Raw genomic sequence first — 18899 nt, forward strand, 5'->3', positions numbered from 1 at the left:
GCCCGGCGGCGGCGCCCGCCCGGTGCGCCCGGTGCTCCCCGCGTCATCGCCCGCCCCGCCGTCCGCCGGGCCGGTGCCACCGCTCCGGCGCGCTCATGGGGACACCTCGGCGGAGGGGCTCGCGGGGGCCGGAGCCGGCGACGACGAACCCGAGGACGTGGGGGACGGCGTGGCCGACGGGCCGCTGCTCGGCTCCGAACTCGGCGAGCCGGTCGGCGTGGGGGAGGGCGTGGGTGTGGACGTGGGCGTCGGGTCCGGAGTCGGCGTCGCTGGGTCGCTCGGCCCGGAGGTGGGGGGCTGGGTCGGGATGTCCCGGTCGGACGGGCCGCCCTCCAGGGTGACCACGGCCTGCGACGGCGGCAGGGCGATCCGGGCCCGCCACTGGTGGTCCGGCGCCCGGGTCTGATCGACCGTCACGGTGACGGTGATCCGCTGGGCGGGGGCCAGGGTGCCGGAGTCCCGGCTCAGCCGGAGCCAGTCCACGTCCACCTCGGCGTGCCAGTGGATCGTGGTGCCGCCGGAGTTGACCAGGGTGATCACTGTGCGCTCGCCGAACTCCTGCGCCTCGACGGTCAGCAGGCCCGGCTCGGCCGGCTGCGTCCGGGGTGCCTGCGCCGGGGCCTCCGCGCGCGGGGTGGCGTTCCCCAGCCGGGTGGCGCCCCGGCCGGGCACCTGGACGGCCGGGCCCAGGACCGAGGGAAGCAACGTTTCTGCGTTGGTGGTGACCGCTCCTGCCAGCTCCAGGCTGCGCTCGGGGACCGTGGGCGTGCTCTCCCAGGTCGACGGCGCGACGGACGCCTTCGCCGGCGTCTCCACCCGCACCGAGGAGACCGACGCCGTCCCCGACGCACCGTCACCACTGCGGTGGGCGCCCCAGAGCGCGACCACCGGAGCCGTCAGCACCGCCGCCAGGACGCCCGTGGTCACCACCCGCTGACGCACCGCCGCCCCGCCGAGCCGACCCGGCGCCCGGTGGCGCGGGAAGCCCTGCTGGTCGAACCGGAGCCCGCCCTCCTCCGGCCCGGCCGGCCGCCGGGCCACCAGTCGCGCCCGCAGCTCCTCCGGCGCCGCCAGCAGCGGCAGCCCCGGCAGGGCCGCCAGCCCCGTGCCCAGCTCGCCGGAGACCCGGTCCGCGGTACCCCGGCAGGTCGGGCACTCCACCACGTGGCGCACCAGCTCCCGCCGCAGCGCGGGCCCGAGCACCCACTCCCGCCAGCTCTCCGCCCCGGCCCCGCCCAGCTCGGCCAGCACCGGGCAACTGCCCACGCCCAGCACCAGCAGCGCCACCCGGGTCCGCCACACCTCCGCCTCGGCCGCGGCCAACAGCTCGTCACCCGCCGCTGCGGACAGCCCCAGCACGGCCGTCACCTCGTCCGGCGCCAGCCGGTGCCGCACCGCCAGCTCCAGCGCCTCGCGCTGCTCCGGCGGTGTCCCGGCCGCCTCCGGCCAGGCCAGCGAGGCCAGCTCGCGGCGGTGCTCGGGACTCGGCGCGGTCAAGCCCTGGGCCAGCCGCTGCAGGCAGCAGTGCCGCGCCAGCGAGTACAGCCAGGCCCGCCGCAGGGCCGGATCGGCCAGCCGGGACCCGTGCCGCAGCGCCAGGTCGCGCACCTCGCGGACCGCCGCGACGGCGGCCTCGTGCTCGCACAGGACCGAGAGACAGTAAGTGAACAGCCCGTCGGCGTACTGGTCGTAGGCCGCCGCCGTGGACGTGGGGGAAGTCGTCACCCGACCGACGCTAGGGACCGGGCCGGGCCCGGGGGCGGATTCGGGCTCCTTGTACTTCTTTCGGGTAACAACACCACCCGACCGAGAACTTCTGACAGGTGCGCGACCGGGCGTCCGCCCTGGGCGGTCGGCCCGGGCTTGTCGGTCCGGGTTGTCGGTCCGAGCGGCTACCGTGTGCGCCATGGCTGCCCGCACCAAGACCACCGCCAAGCCCCGCCCGGCGTACCGCTGCACCGAGTGCGGCAACCAACTGCCCAAGTGGGTCGGCCGCTGCCCCGAGTGCAACGCCTGGGGCACCGTCGAGGAGTACGGCGCCGTCCCGATCAGGACCACCGCCGCAGGCCCCGTGAGCACCCCCGCCATGCCGATCGGCCAGATCGACGGCAAGGTCGCGACCGCCCGTACGACCGGTGTGCCCGAGTTGGACCGGGTGCTCGGCGGCGGCCTGGTCCCCGGCGCGGTGGTGCTGCTCGCCGGCGAGCCCGGTGTCGGCAAGTCGACCCTGCTGCTGGACGTGGCGGCCAAGGCGGCCACCGACCAGCACCGCACGCTCTACGTGACCGGCGAGGAGTCGGCCAGCCAGGTCCGGCTGCGCGCCGACCGGATCAACGCCCTGTCCGACCACCTCTACCTGGCCGCCGAGTCCGACCTCGGCGCGGTGCTCGGCCACATCGACGCGGTCAACCCCGGCCTGCTGATCCTGGACTCGGTGCAGACCATCGCCTCCGCCGAGCTGGACGGGGCGCCCGGCGGCCCGGCCCAGGTGCGGGAGGTGGCCGGTGCGCTGATCCGGGCGTCCAAGGACCGCGGCATGGCGACGCTGCTGGTCGGCCACGTCACCAAGGACGGCTCGATCGCCGGGCCGCGGTTGCTGGAGCACCTGGTCGACGTGGTGCTGAGCTTCGAGGGCGACCGGCACGCCCGGCTGCGGATCATCCGCGGCATCAAGAACCGCTACGGCGCCACCGACGAGGTCGGCTGCTTCGAGCTGCACGACGAGGGCATCGTCGGCCTGGCCGACCCGTCCGGGCTGTTCCTGACCCGGCGTGACAAGCCGGTCCCCGGCACCTGCCTGACCGTCACCCTGGAGGGCCGCCGGCCGCTGGTGGCGGAGGTGCAGGCGCTGATGGTGGATTCGCAGATCCCGTCCCCGCGCCGGACCACCTCCGGCCTGGAGTCGCCCCGGATCGCGATGATCCTGGCGGTGGTGGAGCGCCACGGCGGGGTGAAGCTCGGCAAGCAGGACATCTACACCGCGACGGTCGGCGGGGTGAAGCTGACCGAGCCGTCCGCCGACCTGGCGATCGCGCTCGCGGTGGCCAGCTCCTCCTCCGACACCCCGCTGCCGAACGGCCTGGTGGCGATCGGCGAGGTCGGCCTGGCGGGCGAGGTGCGGCGGGTGACGGGGGTTCAGCGGCGGCTCGCGGAGGCGCACCGCCTGGGCTTCACCCACGCCCTCGTCCCGCCGGACCCGGGCAAGGTCCCGCGCGGCATGAAGGTGGTCGAGGTCGCCGACATCGGCGAGGCGCTGCAGGCCATTCCGGGCCGTCGCAAGGCCGCGGCGAAGCCGCGCGCGGACGCCGCCGGAGCCCCGGCCGCACCCCGTCCCGCCCGGGTCCCGGCACCCGTCGCGGCCTACCCGGACGAGCTGATGGAGGGCTGGGAACCGGTCGACTCGGACGAACTCAACTGACCCAGACCTCCTTATTGCCGAACGCCGTTAGACTTTCCCCTGTTTAATCGGCATGAAGTGCAGTAATGAGAGACAGACCGTCGGGCACCACGCCACACGGTCCGGGTCGACCGGAGGAGTCACGTGGCAGCCAGCGACCGGGCGGACAAGTCCTCCCGCGAGGAGGCCCTGCTGCGGGCCTCCCTCACAGCCATCGCACCGGGGACGGGTCTGCGCGACGGTCTGGAGCGGGTGCTCCGGGCCAACACCGGCGGGCTGATCGTGCTCGGCTTCGACAAGACGGTGGACTCGATCTCCACCGGCGGCTTCGTGCTGGACGTCGAGTTCACCGCCACCCGGCTGCGCGAACTGTGCAAGCTGGACGGCGCGGTGGTGCTCGACAAGGACATCACCAAGATCGTCCGAGCCGGGGTGCACCTGATGCCCGACTCGACCATCCCCACCGACGAGACCGGCACCCGGCACCGCACCGCCGAGCGGGTCAACCGGCAGACCGGCTACCCGGTGGTCGCGGTCTCGCACTCGATGCGGCTGATCGCGATGTACGTGAACGGGACGCGCCGGGTGCTGGAGGACTCCACCACCGTGCTCTCCCGGGCCAACCAGGCGCTGGCCACGCTGGAGCGCTACAAGCTCAGACTGGACGAGGTGGCCGGCACCCTCTCCGCACTGGAGATCGAGGACCTGGTCACCGTCCGGGACGTCACCGCCGTCGCGCAGCGGCTGGAGATGGTCCGCCTGATCGCGGCCGAGATCGCGGGCTACGTGCTCGAACTCGGCACCGACGGCCGACTGCTCTCGCTCCAGCTGGACGAGCTGATCGCGGGCGTCGAGCCCGAGCGCGAGCTGGTCGCCCGGGACTACTTCCCCGAGCGGGCCGCCAAGCGCGGCAAGACCGTCCCGGAGGTGCTGGCCGACCTGGAGGCGCTCACCCACGCCGAGCTGCTCGACCTGCAGACGGTCGCGAAGGCGTTCGGCTACCCCGGCACGCCGGAGTCGCTGGACTCGGCGGTCTCGCCGCGCGGCTACCGCCTGCTGGCGAAGGTGCCCCGGCTGCCCAACACCGTGATCGAGCGGCTGGTCGAGCACTTCGGCGGCCTGCAGAAGCTGCTGGCCGCCAGCATCGACGACCTCCAGACGGTCGAGGGCGTCGGCGAGACCAGGGCCCGCTCGGTCCGTGAGGGGCTCTCCCGGCTCGCAGAATCGTCCATCCTGGAGCGCTACGTCTGACCCCGGGCCGGGGCCTTGGCCCTCGGCGCCCTGAACCGCAACGGCCGACCGCCGCGGATGACCCGAACTGCCGGGTCCGTCCGTGGCGGTCGGCCGTTCGTCGGTCGGGCCGTTGTGCTTCAGCCGTTGCGCGTCAGTCCCCGGCGGGTGCCGACGGCTCCGGCTTCACCGCGTAGAGCAGGCTGAGCAGGGAGACCTGCACCGCGTCCGGGTCGCGACTGTCGCCCTCGGTGGCCAACTCGTCCATGATGGCGCCCAGTTGATTGCGCAGCCGGACCACCCGCTCGGGGCGAAGCCGGATGTTGAAGTGGCTGAACGCGGCGGGGGAGGCGGGCTTGCCCGGGGCGACGCTCGGCAGGTCCAGCCGGTCGGCCAGGTAGTGGTTCCTGAACTCGTTGCGGACCAGGTCCACGGCGGCGAGCAGCGGGCCGATCGCCTCGGTGCGCTCGATGCTGCGGTCCGCGAAGACCTCGCCGGTCAGCCGGAGTGACTTCTGCGCGGGCAGGTAGCGGCTCTCGGTGATGCCGGAGACCACCCTGGTGCCGGCCACCAGGATCAACGAGGTCTGTTCGAGCTGCTTGATGTGCCGGTAGAGCTTGGTGGGCGGCTCGCCGAGGGCGGCGGCGATCTCCTTGACCGTCAGGGCCTCCGGGCTCCGCTCCATCAGCGTGTTGATGATCGACAGCCGTACGGGATCGGCCAGGGCCTTCAGCGTTGCCAGGTCATTGACTTCACGCTCATTCAGTTGCTCAACCACCCGTTCATTAACCCATGAACGTCAACGCTTGTGCAACCAATCACCCTTCTGCAACCATTCACTTAAGCGTGAATGGTTGCAGAAGGGTGACCGTGCACGCTCGGGTGAACGGGGTGGGCCATGACGGAGCTTCAGGCCGAACGGGAGATCCACGAGCCGACGGGCGACCAGCGCGAGCGGGCGGAGCAGCCGACCACCGTCCCGCTCCGCCGCAACTGGCGCTACCAGGCCCTGTGGAGCGGTTCTGCGGCCTCGATGCTCGGCACCATGGTCGCCGACACCGCCTACCCGCTGCTGCTGCTGGCGCTGACCGGTTCCCCGCTGATCGCCGGGGCGTTCGGGGCGGTCCAGTTCACCGCCTCGCTGCTGTTCGGGCTGCACGGCGGCGCGCTCGCCGATCGCCGTGACCGCCGCCGCATCCTGATCGCCGCCGACACCGTCCGGGTGCTGGCCACCGGCTCCGTCCCGGTCGCGCTCTGGCTGGACGTCTTCAGCGTCTGGCAGGCGCTCCTGGTGGCCGCCGTCATCGGCGCGACCATCGCGTACGCGGGCCCGGTCCGGACGCTGGCGGTCCGTTCGCTGGTGCCGGCCCCGCAGCTCCGGCAGGCGCTCACCCAGGACGAGGTGCGGATCAACGGTGCGGCCCTGCTCGGGCCGCCGCTGGCCGGCCTGCTGCTCGGCCTCGGCCGGGCCGTCCCCTTCCTGGGGACCGCACTCGCCTCTGTCTACTCGCTCGCCACCGCCTGCCTGGTCCGGTTCGACGGCCGCCCGGGCGGAGCCGCCGACGGTTCCGGCCCCGGCGACTCCGCCCGGGAGGAGGGCGGCGTCCTGGCCGGTCTCCGCTACCTGTGGCGCAGCGCGGTGATGCGGTCGATCGTCGGCGTGGTCGCCCTGATCAACCTGACCGGTGCCGCGACGCTGCTGCCGGTGGTGGTCCTGCTCCGGGACGGCGGTACCTCGACCACCGGTACCGGCCTGGTGCTGGCCGGCGAGGCGGTCGGGGGGCTGCTCGGCGCGCTGCTGGTCCGTCCGCTGCACCGCCGCCTGCGGCCGGGGGTGCTGCTGTTGCTGGCCTCGTGGGCGATGGTCCCGCTGGTGCTGGCGCCGTCGCTGCTGAGCGGCCCGACCGCGTTCTTCCTGGTGCTGCTGGTGGGGTCGCTCGGCGTCCCGGCACTCCGGGTGATGGTCGACCTGTTGATCTTCCGGCAGGTGGCCGACCACCTGCGCGGCCGGGTGATCGCCGCGACCATGACGCTGTTCGTCCTCGGGATGCCGCTCGGCAGTTTTGTCAGCGGTCTGCTGCTCGACCATCTCCGGCCGGCTACCGTGCTCCAGCTGGCCGCCGGGTGCCTCGCGCTCGCGCTGCTGCCCGCCACCGCCAGCCGCTCGCTCCGCCGGGCCCAGTGGCCGGCTGCGGCGACCCCCGCCGCGCACTGAGCCCGGCCGCACGACTGCCCGGCCGCACAGCCGGACGACTGCCCACCCGGACGACCGCACGGCCGGGGGCGGCTCAGTCCTCCAGGCGGATCGAGGTGCGGGCCGAGACCGGTCCGCCGGACGGGCCGGTCAGGGTGGCCTGGACCAGGTAGCGGCCGAGCGGCGCGGGGGTGGGGTCCGGGGTGGCGTTCGGCGTGGCGCACTGCGGCTTGCTCCGCCCGCGCTCCCAGGTGAAGGTCTCGGTCAGCCCGGTGCCCGCGCCGAGCTGGACCCAGGTGTCCTGACGGTCCGTCGGGCAGTCGCCGGAGGACCAGATCCGCTCGTTGGACTCGGCCAGCGTGACCACCACGGTGGAGGCCGTCCGGCCGAGGTTGACCCGGCAGGTGCCGGTCGAGGTGTTCCGCACGGTGAGTGAGAGCCGGGGCTTGTCCTTGGCCTTGTAGGCGTCCTGACTGCCCGCCAGCTCCAGCGAGACCTGCGAGGCGGTGCAGACCGGGAGGGCCATCACCTCGGAGGTGTTCACCGGCGGTGGGTTCGTCCCGCCGCCCGTGGTGCCGCCCGCGCCGCCGGAGGTGCCGCCGGTGCCACCGGTACCGCCCGTGCCGCCGGTGGTCCCGGCGGAGCCGGAGGTGCCCCCGGTGGTCAGGCTGACCTCGCCGCCGCCGGAGCCGGAGACCCCGCCGGTCGAGGTCGAGCCGCCGCTGCTGCCGCCCGGGCGGGTGGTGATCGCCGGACCGGTCGGGTCGGCGCCGGGCGTGATCGACTGGGCGGGGGCGGGCTGGGCCGCCTTGCCCGGGCCCGATTTCCCGTCGCCGCCGGGGCCCGTGACCAGCCAGAGGACCAGCGCGAGGAGGGCTGCCACGGCCACGAGCACGACGACGCGCCGTCGCCAGTAGATCGAGGCCGGCAGCGGTCCCACGGGTTGACGCAGAGAAGGCACGCGCAAACTCTACGAGACCCGGCGCACCCGATGGTGCATCAACACCGCTGCTGCGCCGGTTCCTTCACATCATCCGTGTTTTGCTCCGGACGGGGGACCCGGGTGGCTCGCCGCCGGGGCCGCCCGGAGGAGGGTCGGCAGCCGGAGTCCCGGACCTCGCCGAAGCCGGGTCCCCAGCAGCTCCCATCAGCGTCGATCCGGTCGAACCGACGGCGGGCGGCGGCCTCGGACACCGTTCCCGCCCCTGCCGCGGCGCGGCATGACCCGGGTGTTCCTGCGGTTCACCGATCCCCGGACGGAGCGGATCCGGCTGCGTGGGAGGATGGACGGGCCATGGCTGCCACTTCCGTGACCCCCGCCCCGACTGCCGCCCCGACCTCCGCGCCGCTGCTGCACTCGACCGTGCTCGACTGGTACGAGGTGCACGCCCGCGACCTTCCCTGGCGTACTCCGGAGGCCTCGCCCTGGGCCGTGATGGTCAGTGAGTTCATGCTCCAGCAGACGCCGGTGAAGCGGGTGCTGCCCGCGTACGCCGCCTGGCTGGAGCGCTGGCCGACCCCGGCGGACCTGGCCGCCGACGCCCCGGGCGAGGCGGTCCGGATGTGGGGCAGGCTCGGTTACCCGCGCCGGGCGCTGCGGCTGCACGCCGCCGCCGTCGCGATCACCAGGGAGCACGGCGGCCGGGTCCCCGACGACCACGCCGCGCTGCTCGCGCTGCCCGGCGTCGGCGAGTACACCGCCGCCGCCGTCGCCTCGTTCGCCTTCCGGCAGCGCCACGTGGTGCTCGACACCAACGTCCGCCGGGTGTTCGCGCGCGCGGTGGCCGGGGTGGAGTACCCGGCGCAGGCCACCACCGCGGCCGAGCGCCGGACCGCGACCGCCCTGCTGCCCGCCGACACCGCGACCGCCGCCGCCTGGGCGGTCGGCGTGATGGAACTCGGCGCACTGGTCTGCACGGCGCGCAGCCCCGACTGCGGCGGCTGCCCGCTGCGCCGGCACTGCGCCTGGCAGGCCGCCGGCTGCCCGCCGTACCAGGGCCCGGCCCGCCGGGGTCAGACGTACGAGGGGACGGACCGCCAGGTCAGGGGCAAGCTGCTCGCGGTGCTGCGGGACGCGCACGGCGAGGTGCCGCAGGCCCGGCTGGACGCGGTCTGGCCGGACCCGGTGCAGCGCGCCAGGGCGCTCGACGGGCTGGTCGCCGACGGGCTGGTCGAGCCGGTGGCGCAGGGCGTGTACCGGCTGCCGCAGTAGCACCCGGCAGAACCCGGAACGCCAAGCCGGAACAACCCAGAACGCCGGCAGGACCCGGAACGCCGGATGCCCGGGCCGCCCCCGTCAGGGGTCGGCCCGGGCATCCGGTGCGAAGGCGTCAGAGCGCGCTGGCCTCGAGGGACTTCTCGGCCGCGTCGCCGGTCCCGCGCAGCGGGACCTCCCGCATGAAGAGCGCGGCCGCCACGGCGACCAGGCTGATCACCGCACCCCAGAGGAAGACGGTGTGCATGCCGTTGGAGACGGCGTGGTGGTAGGCGTCCTGGAACGCTGCGGGCAGTGCCCGCAGCGCGTCCGGCCCCAGCTGGCTGTGCGAGGCGCCGGTCTGGATACCGGAGGCGGACATGGTCGAGGTGACCCGGTTGTTGAACAGGGCGCCGAACAGCGCCACGCCGAACGAGCCGCCGATGGTGCGGAACAGGGTGGCGGTGGAGCTGGCCACGCCCATGTCCTTGAGCTCGACGCTGTTCTGCGCGACCAGCATGGTGATCTGCATCAGGAAGCCCATGCCGGCCCCGAGCACCACCATGAAGCAGGCCGAGGTGAACTTGCCGGTGTCGGTGCCCAGGGTGGAGAGCAGCAGGCAGCCGCCGGCCATCACGGCGGTGCCGATGATCGGGAAGATCCGGTACTTGCCGGTCTTGGTGACGGCCTGTCCGACCACCAGCGAGACGACCAGCATGCCGAACATCATCGGCATCAGCAGCAGGCCGGAGTTGGTCGCCGAGGCGCCCTGCACGGTCTGCTGGTACAGCGGCAGGAAGGTGACCGCGCCGAACATCGCGAAGCCGACGATGAAGCCGATCACCGAGACCAGGGCGAAGTTGCGGTTGCGGAACAGGTCGAGCGGGAGCATCGGCTCCTCGGCCCGCTGCTCGACGTAGCAGAAGCCGATCAGCGAGGCGATGGCGAGCGCGCCCAGGCCGAGGATCTGCTTCGAGCTCCAGGCGTACTCCTGGCCGCCCCAGGTGGTGATCAGGACCAGCGAGGTGATGCCCGCGGTGAGCAGGATCGCGCCGAGGTAGTCGATCTTCGCGGTGGAGCGGACCTTGGGCAGCTTCAGCGTCACGATGACGACGGCGAGCGCGACCAGGCCGAGCGGCAGGTTGATGTAGAAGGTCCAGTGCCAGCTCAGGTGGTCGGTGATGAAGCCGCCGACCAGCGGGCCGCCGATGGTGGCCAGCGCCATCACGGCGGCGAACATGCCCTGGTACTTGCCGCGGTCGCGCGGCGGCACCAGCGCACCCATGATCGACATCACGCCGACCATCAGGCCGCCCGCGCCCAGGCCCTGCACCGCGCGGAAGGCGATCAGCTGGGTCATGGTCTGCGAGAGCCCGGAGAGCGCCGAGCCGAGCAGGAAGATCCCGATCGAGATCAGGAAGGTGCCCTTGCGGCCGTAGAGGTCGCCGAGCTTGCCCCAGATCGGGGTGGAGGCGGCGGTGGCCAGGGTGTACGCGGTGACCACCCAGGACAGGTGCTCGGCGCCGCCGAGGTCACCGACGATGGTGGGCATCGCGGTGCCCACGATCAGGTTGTCCAGCATCGCCAGCAGCATGGCGACCACCAGACCGATCATGACCAGCCGGATCTCGCGCGGGCTGCGCGGGGTCGGGTCGGCCTCCGGCACCGCGGCGTCGGCCGGGGTGTCGACCTGCTGTTTCGGCATGCTTCTGTCTCCTGGAACGGCACCGGTCGGCTAACTTACTTGCCGACCGGCTAGTGACTGGGCCAGTGGCACGGTAAGTTGTCCGTATGCTGGGCGTCAAGCCGAAATTCTCGGCAGCGGGCCCGGCCGCAGGGAGAATGCAAGCCCAGAGGCTCCGGGGTACCGCAGTCTCCGCCCCGATCGCCGTCCTGAGGCAGGCCGCCAACTCATGAGCACCGCGCAGAGCCCCCGTACCGACACCAGGGCACGGATCATCGAGGTGGCGCTGGAGCTGTTCGCCGAGCAGGGGTACGAGAAAACCTCGCTGCGCGAGATCGCGGACCGGCTCGGGGTCACCAAGGCGGCGCTCTACTACCACTTCAAGACCAAGGACGACATCGTCCACGGGATCGTGGAGAGCATGGCCGCGCCGATCGACCAGGCGATCGCCTGGGGCGAGGGGCAGGAGTGGTCGGCGGAGCTGCGGGACGAGCTGGTCCGGCGGTTCGCGGCCGGGATGGCGGAGCGGGCTCCGCTGCTGCGGTTCTTCCACGAGAACCAGCCCGCGCTGCGGGAGTCGCCGGCCGGGCTGCAGTTCAAGGCCCGGATGATCGCGATGATCCGGCTGGTGCACGGCCCCGACGCGAGCTTCCAGGACCGGCTGCGGGCCGCGATGGCGCTGTTCTCGATCAACACCGCGCTGTTCCTGCTCAAGCAGGACCAGGAGAGCCCCGCCGACCCGGCCTGCGGGGGCGACCACGCCGCGGCGAGCCTGGAGGAGGCCACCGCCGCTGCCCTGGAGGTCGCGCTGGAGATCGCCGGGCGGATCGACCCGCTCCAGGCGCTCTGACCGGAGGCCTCCTGAGCGGCCGTCAGAAGTCGGCGACCGTCAGAAGTCGGTGACGCCGCGGGCCGCGAGGTAGGCGATCGGGTCGATCACGGCGCCGTACTTGTTGGCGCTGCGGATCTCGAAGTGCAGGTGCGGGCCGGTGGAGTTGCCGGTGGTGCCGGCCTTGCCGATCTGCTGACCCGGCGTCACGGTCTGCCCCGCGTGCACCGAGACCGCGGACAGGTGCGCGTACTCGGCGTAGTGGCCGTCGGAGAGCCGCAGCACCACCTCGTTGCCGTACGCGCCGTCGTACCCGGCCGAGACCACGGTGGCGTCGCCGACCGCGAGCAGCGGGGTGCCGACGCTCACCGCGAAGTCCACACCGGTGTGGTAGCCGGCGGCGTACTCGGGGTTCTTCTTGCCGTACGGGTTGCTGATCGGCTCGCCGGGCGTGGGCGCGGACCAGGCGGGTGCGGGCGCCGGGGCCGGGGTGGCCTCGGGGGCGGGCTCGGCGGGCGCCGCAGCGGGCTCGGGGGCCGGGGCGGCCGCCAGGTTGTCCGCGACGGCCACGGCCTCGTGCGAGGAGGCGGAGCCCGCCAGCTCGTACGGGGCGGGGGCGGCGACCTGGACCAGGCCGGCCCGGGTGCCGTCGAAGGCGGTGGAGGCGAAGGCGGCCGAGGTGAAGGCCGAGCTGCCCGGTGTGGTCGGCAGCACCGTCTGGGCGGCGGCGGTCGCGGGCAGCAGCAGGGCGCCGCCGGCCAGCGTCAGGGCGCCGCTCCAGGCCACGACCGTCCGGCGCTCCCGGACCCAGGCGGTGACGCGGTGAAGGGAAGACATCGGGTGACGACACCTCATGGTTCGGGAACGGGGGGACCAATCAGATGTAAACGGTCACCGCGGGTGTCCCAAAATGGTGTGACGTACTACGGCGTGTAGTGAGTGTGGGCCGGAACTTCCAGCAGTCGGAGTAATGATCTTTCGATCTGACCGGCCGAACGGGCGAACCGGGCATTTCGCTCCACGGCCCGCCCGCTACTACCTGACCTAGTATCGGCCGTCGGAGCTGTGACCAGCCCCACCGGAGGGCTTGGTCTACCCGGCCCCGACCAGCGCCAACCGTGAACCGGGTCACAGAACCGCGGCCACCCGCCGACGCCGCTGCTGTCCACTTCGTGCGCTTCCGTGCCAGGCTGAACCGCGATCACAGCACGCCCTGCCCGAGCCATCCCGTCCCCCGACCGGAGGAACTCCCCTCATGGCGGCACCACAGCTCAAGCCCGGCACATCCTGGTCCGAGACCTACGCCCGCTGCATCGCGGCCGCGCCCGAGGCGTTCACGCCCGACCGGCTGCTGAACCTGGTCCGCGGCGAGTGGCGCGCGGTCGGCACTCCCGGCGAGCACACCACCCCGCTGGACGGCACCGCGATCCCGGGTCCGCCCCGGATCGGCATCGAGGAGGCCGAGGCCGCCGTCGCGTTCGCGTCCGAGCAGCACGCCGCCTGGGGCCTGGTGCCGCTGGACGAGCGCAAGGCCCGGGTCGCGGCCGCCGTCGACGGCCTGGCCGAGCAGCGCGACCTGCTGGCCCTGCTGCTGGTCTGGGAGATCGGCAAGCCCTGGCGGTTGGCCTGCGCCGACGTGGACCGGGCCCTCGACGGGGTGCGCTGGTACCTGGAGCAGATCGACCGCCAGCTGGCCGGGCGCACCCCGCTGCCCGGGCCGGTCTCCAACATCGCCAGCTGGAACTACCCGATGAGCGTGCAGGTGCACGCCGAGCTGGTCCAGCTGCTGGCGGGCAATGCGGTGGTCGCCAAAACCCCCTCCCAGGGCGGTTTCCACTGCCTGACCCTGGCGCACGCGGTGATGCACCGGGCCGGGCTGCCGGTCACCCTGCTCTCCGGCACGGGCGGGCAGATCGGCGATGCGCTGATCCGCTCGGCCGGCCTGGGCGCGCTGGCCTTCGTCGGCGGCCGGGCCAACGGCCGCAAGGCCGCCACCGCGCTGGCCGACCTGAACCGCCGCCACTTCCTGGAGCAGGAGGGCCTGAACACCTGGGGCGTCTGGGACCACAGTGACTGGGCGGCGCTCGGAGCACACCTGAAGAAGGGCTTCGAGTACGCCAAGCAGCGCTGCACCGCCTACCCGCGCTACGTCGTGCAGCGCACGCTCTTCCCGGCCTTCCTGGAGACCTACCTCGGGGTGCTGGAGGAGCTGCGGTTCGGCCACCCGCTCGCCGTCGCCGCCCCGGGCGACCCGCTGCCGGACCTCGACTTCGGCCCGGTCATCCACGCGGCCAAGGCGGCCGAGCTGCGCGGCCACTTCGACGCGGCGGTGGCCGCCCGGGCGATCCCGCTGCACCGGGGCAGCCTGGCCGACGGCGTCTTCCTGCCCGGCCAGTCGCTGGACGCCTACCTCGCCCCGGCGGCCGTCCTGGAGCCGCCCGCCAGCTGGGCCCTGCACCACTCCGAGCCGTTCGGCCCGCTGGACTCGATCGTGCTGGTCGACACCGAGGCCGAGCTGCTGGCCGCGATGAACGCGGGCAACGGCTCCCTGGTCGCCTCGCTCGCCACCGACGACCCGGCCTTCGCCGACCGGGTCGGGCCCGATCTGCTGGCGTTCAAGGTCGGCATCAACAAGCCGCGCAGCCGGGGTGACCGGGAGGAGGTCTTCGGCGGGCTCGGCGCCTCCTGGAAGGGCGCCTTCGTCGGCGGGGACCTGCTGGTCCGGGCGGTGACGTACGGGAAGGAAGGGGCGGACGAGAAGCTGTACGGCAACTTCCCGTCGTACTCGCTGTACCCGCCCCGCTAACCGGCTGGAGGGTCCGCCCGCCGTGGGGCAGGATCGTTCGTATGACCGAATCTGAGCTCACCACCCGCGAGCGACGCTTCAACGCCTTCCACCGCTGCGGCCGACTGCTCTCGGGCAGCCGGCCGCAGTCGGTCCGCGACCGGCTGGCGACCCTGGCCGCCGACGCGGAACTGGCCGGGTACGACCTGGACCGGGCGCAGGACCTCTACGGCGACGGGGTGATCCTGGCCCTGGAGGAGCAGGTCGCCGATCTGCTCGGCAAGCCGGACGCCGCCTTCTTCCCCACCGGCACGATGGCCCAGCAGGTCGCCCTGCGGTACTGGGCCGACCGCAGCGGCAGCCGGACGGTCGCGATGCACCCGCTCTCGCACCCCGAGCAGTGGGAGCGCCGGGCCTACCAGCGCCTCGGCGGCCTCACCTCGGTCTGGCCGACCGAGGAGCCCCGGGTGCCCACCCCGGAGGAACTGCGCGACTGCGAGGAGAAGTTCGGCACCCTGATGCTCGAACTCCCGCTCCGGGACGCCGGGTTCATCCTGCCCAGCTGGGACGAACTGGTCGCGGCGGTGACGGCGGTGGAGGGCGTGCACGTCCACCTGGACGGGGCCAGGATCTGGGAGTCGGTCTATCACCTGGGCCACTCGCTGCCGGAGATCGCCGCCCTGGGCGACTCGATCTACGTCTCCTTCTACAAGACCCTGGAGGGCATCAGCGGGGCGGCCCTGGCCGGCCCGGCCGACTTCGTCCGGGAGGCCAAGGTCTGGCGGCACCGCTACGGCGGCTCGCTCTACCAGCAGTGGCCGGTCGCCCTGAGCGCCCTGGCCGGCCTGGAGCGCACGCTGCCCCGGCTGGAGTCGTACGTCGCGCACGCCAAGGTGGTGGCCGAGACGCTCGGCCGGATGCCCGGCGCCCGGGTGAACCCGGAGGTGCCGCACACCCACCAGTTCCAGCTCTGGCTGCCGTACGGCGCCGAGCGGTTGACCGAGGCCACCCTGCGGCTGGCCGAGGAGCAGGGCGTCGGCCTGTTCGCCTGGTGGAACGAGCCGGGCCCGGTGCCCGGCCACTCGGTGACCGAGATCACCGTCTCGGAGGCGGCGCTGGAGTGGACCCCGGAGGAGATCGAGGAGGCGGCGGCGGAGTTCCTGGAGCTGCTGCGCTGACCCGGCGACCGCCGCCCCCGGCTGCCCGTGTTGTTCTAGGCTCGGCTGGACGACACATCTTCAGGGGGCGCTGTGGACACGGGAATTGAGCTGGCCGACGCGATCGACGTCGTACGGGCGCAGCTGGCGGACGCGGTGGCGCGCGGGGAGGGCGAGGCGATCCGGTTCGGGGTCGACTCGGTGGTGGTGGAGTTCGGGGTCGAGCTGAAGCGGGACGCCAAGGTCAAGGGCGGCGTGAAGGCCTGGGTGTTCAGCGCCGACGCCGAGGCGGGCGTGGCCCGGCAGCGGACCCACCGGATCACGGTGACGCTCACCCCGAAGGGCCCGGACGGCTCCGTGGAGGTCGGCAACGACGACCTCGGCAGCCGGGCCGGGTTCTGACCGTGGCCACCCGGGCGGTCGCGGTCCGGGGCGTCACCCAGGGCAGCGGCCACCTGCTCGGGCGGCGCCTGGTGCTGACGGCGGACCACGTGGTGCGTGCGGAGGTCGGCGGGGCGGCCGAGGCGGCCGTCCCCGGCGGGACGGGCTGGGGCCGCTGCACCGTGCTCTGGCGCAGCCAGGAGCTGGACGCGGTACTGCTGCTGGCCGGGGCCGACCTGGTGCAGGGTGAGGTGGCGCCGGTCCGGTGGGGCCGCACGGACCGGCACGAGCCGCTGGGCGGCTGCCATCTGACGGGCTTTCCGGCGGTGGAGCGGGACGACCGGGGGCGGCTGGAGAGCACCCAGGTGACGGGCTCGCTGATGCCTGAATCGGGCCTGCTCAAGGGGAGTGAGGTCTTCCTCGCCCAGCAGCTCCCGCCGGTGGCCGCCCAGGGCTCCCCGTGGGCCGGGCTGTCCGGCGCAGCGGTGGTGTTCCGGGGCCGGGTGCTCGCGCTGGTGCTCCGGGACCACAACCCGGGGGCGTGGGGCAGCTCGCAGCTCGACGTCCTGCCCGCGGCGGCGCTGCTGGCGGCCCCGGGCTTCGCGTTCAGCCTGGTGGACCAGCTCGGCGCCCAGCCGAGGCTGGAGGGGATCTCGGAGCAGGAGATCGCCGACACCGACTTCGAGCGCGAGTACGCCGAATCGATCCAGGCCGACTACGGCCGGATCAGGATCTTCGGCCTGGGCAAGGCGCACGGCCAGGGCCGCCGCGGCTGGGGCCTGGACGCCGGGTACCTCACTCTGGAGGCGACCGAGCTCTCCGACCGGTCCAGGCGCCACCCGGCCGGGGCAGTCGAGTCCGGTGAGGGCGAAGGCCGTTCCGGCCCGCAGCAGGTGCCGGAGATGCTCCGGGGCAAGCGGCGGATCCTGCTCCGGGGGCAGGCCGGCTCCGGGAAGACCACGCTGGTCCAGTGGCTGGCGACCGGTGCGGTGGCGGGCACGCTGGACGAGGAGCTGGCCGAGCTGAACGGCCGGGTGCCGCTGGTCCTGCAGCTGCGCAAGCTGGCCCGGCAGGGCAACTTCAGCCCCCGGCCGGAGGAGCTGCTCGCCCTGGACGGACGCCTGTGCGCCGACGCCCAGCCGGCCGGCTGGGCGGCCCGGGTGCTGGCCAGCGGCCGGGCGATGCTGCTGGTGGACGGCCTGGACGAGGTGCCGGACGCCCAACGCCGGGAGACCCTGCGCTGGTTGGAGCGCCTGCTCGACCACTACCCCGAGGTCTGGACGATGGCGACCGTCCGCCCCTCGGCGGTGGAGCCGGGCTGGCTGGCCCACCTGGACTTCGAGGAGCTGGCCCTCCGCCCGATGGGCGAGGAGCACCGGCGCCGGTTCATCGGGCGCTGGCACGGCGCGATCCTGGCCGAGCTCACCTCGGTGCCGCACACGCCGCTGGAACGGGCCCGCTGGCAGCAGGAGTTGGACGAGCTGGAGAGCGGGCTGCTGCGCACCCTGGAGCAGTCGGACGACCTGGCCCAGATCACCGACAGCCCGCTGCTCTGCGCGATGGTCTGCGCGCTCAACCGGGAGTCCGACGGCGCACTGCCGAGCCACCGGATGGAGATCTACCGGGACGCCTTGTCGATGCTGCTGGTGAAGCGCGACGACGCCAAACAGGTGGGCGCCGACGAGAAGTTGAGGCCGTCCGAGCCCGAGCAGCTGGCGCTGCTGCGCCGGATCGCGCACTGGCTGGTGCGTAACAACCAGGTGGAGGGCGAGCGCACGACCGCGATCCGGCAGATCGACGCCGCACTGGCCAGCCTGCCCGCCCTCGCCCGGCAGGGCGACGCCGCCCAGGTCTACGCACACCTGCTGAACCGCAGCGGCCTGCTGGCCGAGACCAGTACGGACACCTTCCAGTTCATCCACCGGACCTTCCAGGACTACCTGGCCGCACTGGAGTTCCGGGAGCAGGCCGACTTCGGCCTGCTCACCAGGATGGCGGCGGAGCAGACCTGGCAGGACGTGATCCGGATGACGGTGGGTCACTCCGGGCCCCGGGAGCGGGCGGAGCTGCTCGGGCGACTGGTGGCGGCAGGGGACGAGGCGGAGGGAGAGCGGCAGCTGGCGGTCCGTCTCGCGGCCGGCACCTGCCTGCCCTACGCGCAGGAGCTGGACGGGGCGTCCCGGGAGGCGGTGCTGAGCCGGCTCTCCAGGCAACTGACGGACGATCCGGCGGCGCTGGACAGCGCGAGCTGGGCGCCGGTCGGGGAGGGCCTGATCGGGGTGCTCCGGATGCTGCTCCTGGACGGGGTCGAGCTAGACCAGGACGAGGTGGTCCGCACGGCCGGTCAGCTCGGCGGAGACGAAGCCCTGGCGCTGCTGGGGGAGCTGGCGGCCGACGGGGTGAGCGCCGAGACGATCACCCGCGAGTGGTCCAACTTCGGGCACACCGAGTTCGTCGCTGCGGTGATCTCGCGGATCGACCTCTCGACGTTCCACATCCTGCTGGTCACCACCGCCGAGCAACTGGCGGTGGCTGCCGGACTGGGGGCCAGCGGGATCTATGTGGACGCGGAGGGGATCGACCTCGCGCCGCTCGCTGACTGGCCCGAACTGACCGAGCTCTACATCAGCGAGTGGGGCTACGACCTGAGCGTGCTGGCCGGCACGGCGGTGCGGGTGCTCGACGTCTACGGCGCGATGGGGCTGTCAGCGGCCGCCTGGCGGGCCCTGAACGGCATCACCGCGCTGCGCATCTCTGCCAACGCGCTGGCCTCCGTCCCGCCGGGGTTCTCCCTGCCGAACGTCGAGTTCCTGGGCCTCTTCGCGCGTGAGCGGTACCGGGTCGACGTCAGCGCGTTTCCCGGCCTGCGGCATCTCCTGCTCTACTGCGCCGCGACCGAGACGGTGGACCTCCGAGCGGCGGCCGCGCAGGGCGACTTCACGGTGGAGATCCGGACCGAGGGCGGCGATCCCCCCGAGCTGCTGGGCCGCGAGGCGTTCGAGCCGGACCGACTGACCATGCGCTGAACGCACCTCGGCCCCGCCGGGA

Annotated in this window: 14 protein-coding genes; 9 read left to right on the top strand and 5 right to left on the bottom strand. The window is 73.3% G+C overall.

What is annotated here, in order from left to right; all coding sequences use genetic code 11:
• Window positions 1-93: 93 nt before the first annotated feature.
• Window positions 94-1725, bottom strand: a complete 1632-nt coding sequence (locus tag ABT118_RS02970) for a BACON domain-containing protein (RefSeq protein WP_350644467.1) — start codon at window positions 1723-1725, stop codon at window positions 94-96.
• Window positions 1726-1906: 181 nt separating this feature from the next.
• Here ABT118_RS02970 and radA point away from each other — a divergent pair, with 181 nt between their 5' ends.
• Complete coding sequence (gene radA / locus ABT118_RS02975) at window positions 1907-3418, top strand: DNA repair protein RadA (RefSeq protein WP_350644469.1); 1512 nt, start codon at window positions 1907-1909, stop codon at window positions 3416-3418.
• Window positions 3419-3589: 171 nt separating this feature from the next.
• Window positions 3590-4648 (top strand): DNA integrity scanning diadenylate cyclase DisA, encoded by a 1059-nt coding sequence (gene disA, locus ABT118_RS02980; protein WP_350645092.1) that lies wholly within the window; start codon window positions 3590-3592, stop codon window positions 4646-4648.
• Window positions 4649-4781: 133 nt separating this feature from the next.
• On the opposite strand, the gene ABT118_RS02985 is transcribed toward disA, so the two are convergent.
• Window positions 4782-5405, bottom strand: coding sequence for a helix-turn-helix domain-containing protein (locus ABT118_RS02985; protein ID WP_350644471.1), 624 nt, complete (start codon window positions 5403-5405; stop codon window positions 4782-4784).
• Window positions 5406-5525: 120 nt separating this feature from the next.
• Here ABT118_RS02985 and ABT118_RS02990 point away from each other — a divergent pair, with 120 nt between their 5' ends.
• Entirely contained in the window at window positions 5526-6842 is a 1317-nt protein-coding gene (locus ABT118_RS02990) for an MFS transporter (RefSeq protein WP_350644473.1), read from the top strand.
• Between the two features lie 73 nt (window positions 6843-6915).
• On the opposite strand, the gene ABT118_RS02995 is transcribed toward ABT118_RS02990, so the two are convergent.
• Window positions 6916-7782 carry a hypothetical protein gene (locus ABT118_RS02995; protein WP_350644474.1) on the bottom strand — a complete coding sequence of 289 codons (867 nt, stop codon included), beginning with the start codon at window positions 7780-7782 and terminating at the stop codon, window positions 6916-6918.
• Window positions 7783-8115: 333 nt separating this feature from the next.
• Here ABT118_RS02995 and ABT118_RS03000 point away from each other — a divergent pair, with 333 nt between their 5' ends.
• A complete protein-coding gene (locus tag ABT118_RS03000) occupies window positions 8116-9033 on the top strand; it encodes an iron-sulfur binding domain-containing protein (RefSeq protein WP_350644475.1) in 918 nt (305 codons plus the stop codon).
• A 118-nt stretch (window positions 9034-9151) separates the two neighbouring features.
• Here ABT118_RS03000 and ABT118_RS03005 read toward each other — a convergent pair whose 3' ends face one another.
• Entirely contained in the window at window positions 9152-10720 is a 1569-nt protein-coding gene (locus tag ABT118_RS03005) for an MDR family MFS transporter (RefSeq protein WP_502884455.1), read from the bottom strand.
• A 208-nt stretch (window positions 10721-10928) separates the two neighbouring features.
• On the opposite strand from ABT118_RS03005, the gene ABT118_RS03010 reads away from it, so the two are divergent.
• Complete coding sequence (locus ABT118_RS03010) at window positions 10929-11549, top strand: TetR/AcrR family transcriptional regulator (RefSeq protein WP_350644476.1); 621 nt, start codon at window positions 10929-10931, stop codon at window positions 11547-11549.
• Between the two features lie 39 nt (window positions 11550-11588).
• Here the strand turns inward: ABT118_RS03010 and ABT118_RS03015 are convergent, their stop codons facing one another.
• Complete coding sequence (locus tag ABT118_RS03015; RefSeq protein WP_350644477.1) at window positions 11589-12365, bottom strand: M23 family metallopeptidase; 777 nt, start codon at window positions 12363-12365, stop codon at window positions 11589-11591.
• 418 nt (window positions 12366-12783) lie between these two features.
• Here ABT118_RS03015 and ABT118_RS03020 point away from each other — a divergent pair, with 418 nt between their 5' ends.
• From ABT118_RS03020 to ABT118_RS03035, 4 genes are all read left to right on the top strand, one after another.
• A complete protein-coding gene (locus ABT118_RS03020) occupies window positions 12784-14334 on the top strand; it encodes an aldehyde dehydrogenase family protein (protein ID WP_350644478.1) in 1551 nt (516 codons plus the stop codon).
• A 41-nt stretch (window positions 14335-14375) separates the two neighbouring features.
• Window positions 14376-15491 carry a threonine aldolase family protein gene (locus tag ABT118_RS03025; RefSeq protein WP_350644479.1) on the top strand — a complete coding sequence of 372 codons (1116 nt, stop codon included), beginning with the start codon at window positions 14376-14378 and terminating at the stop codon, window positions 15489-15491.
• 72 nt (window positions 15492-15563) lie between these two features.
• Window positions 15564-15872, top strand: a complete 309-nt coding sequence (locus ABT118_RS03030) for a trypco2 family protein (protein ID WP_350644480.1) — start codon at window positions 15564-15566, stop codon at window positions 15870-15872.
• 2 nt (window positions 15873-15874) lie between these two features.
• Window positions 15875-18877, top strand: a complete 3003-nt coding sequence (locus tag ABT118_RS03035; protein WP_350644481.1) for an NACHT domain-containing protein — start codon at window positions 15875-15877, stop codon at window positions 18875-18877.
• Window positions 18878-18899: the final 22 nt, after the last annotated feature.

Source organism: Kitasatospora sp. NPDC002040 (genome assembly GCF_040296785.1).
In the GTDB taxonomy this organism is placed as follows: Bacteria; Actinomycetota; Actinomycetes; order Streptomycetales; family Streptomycetaceae; genus Kitasatospora.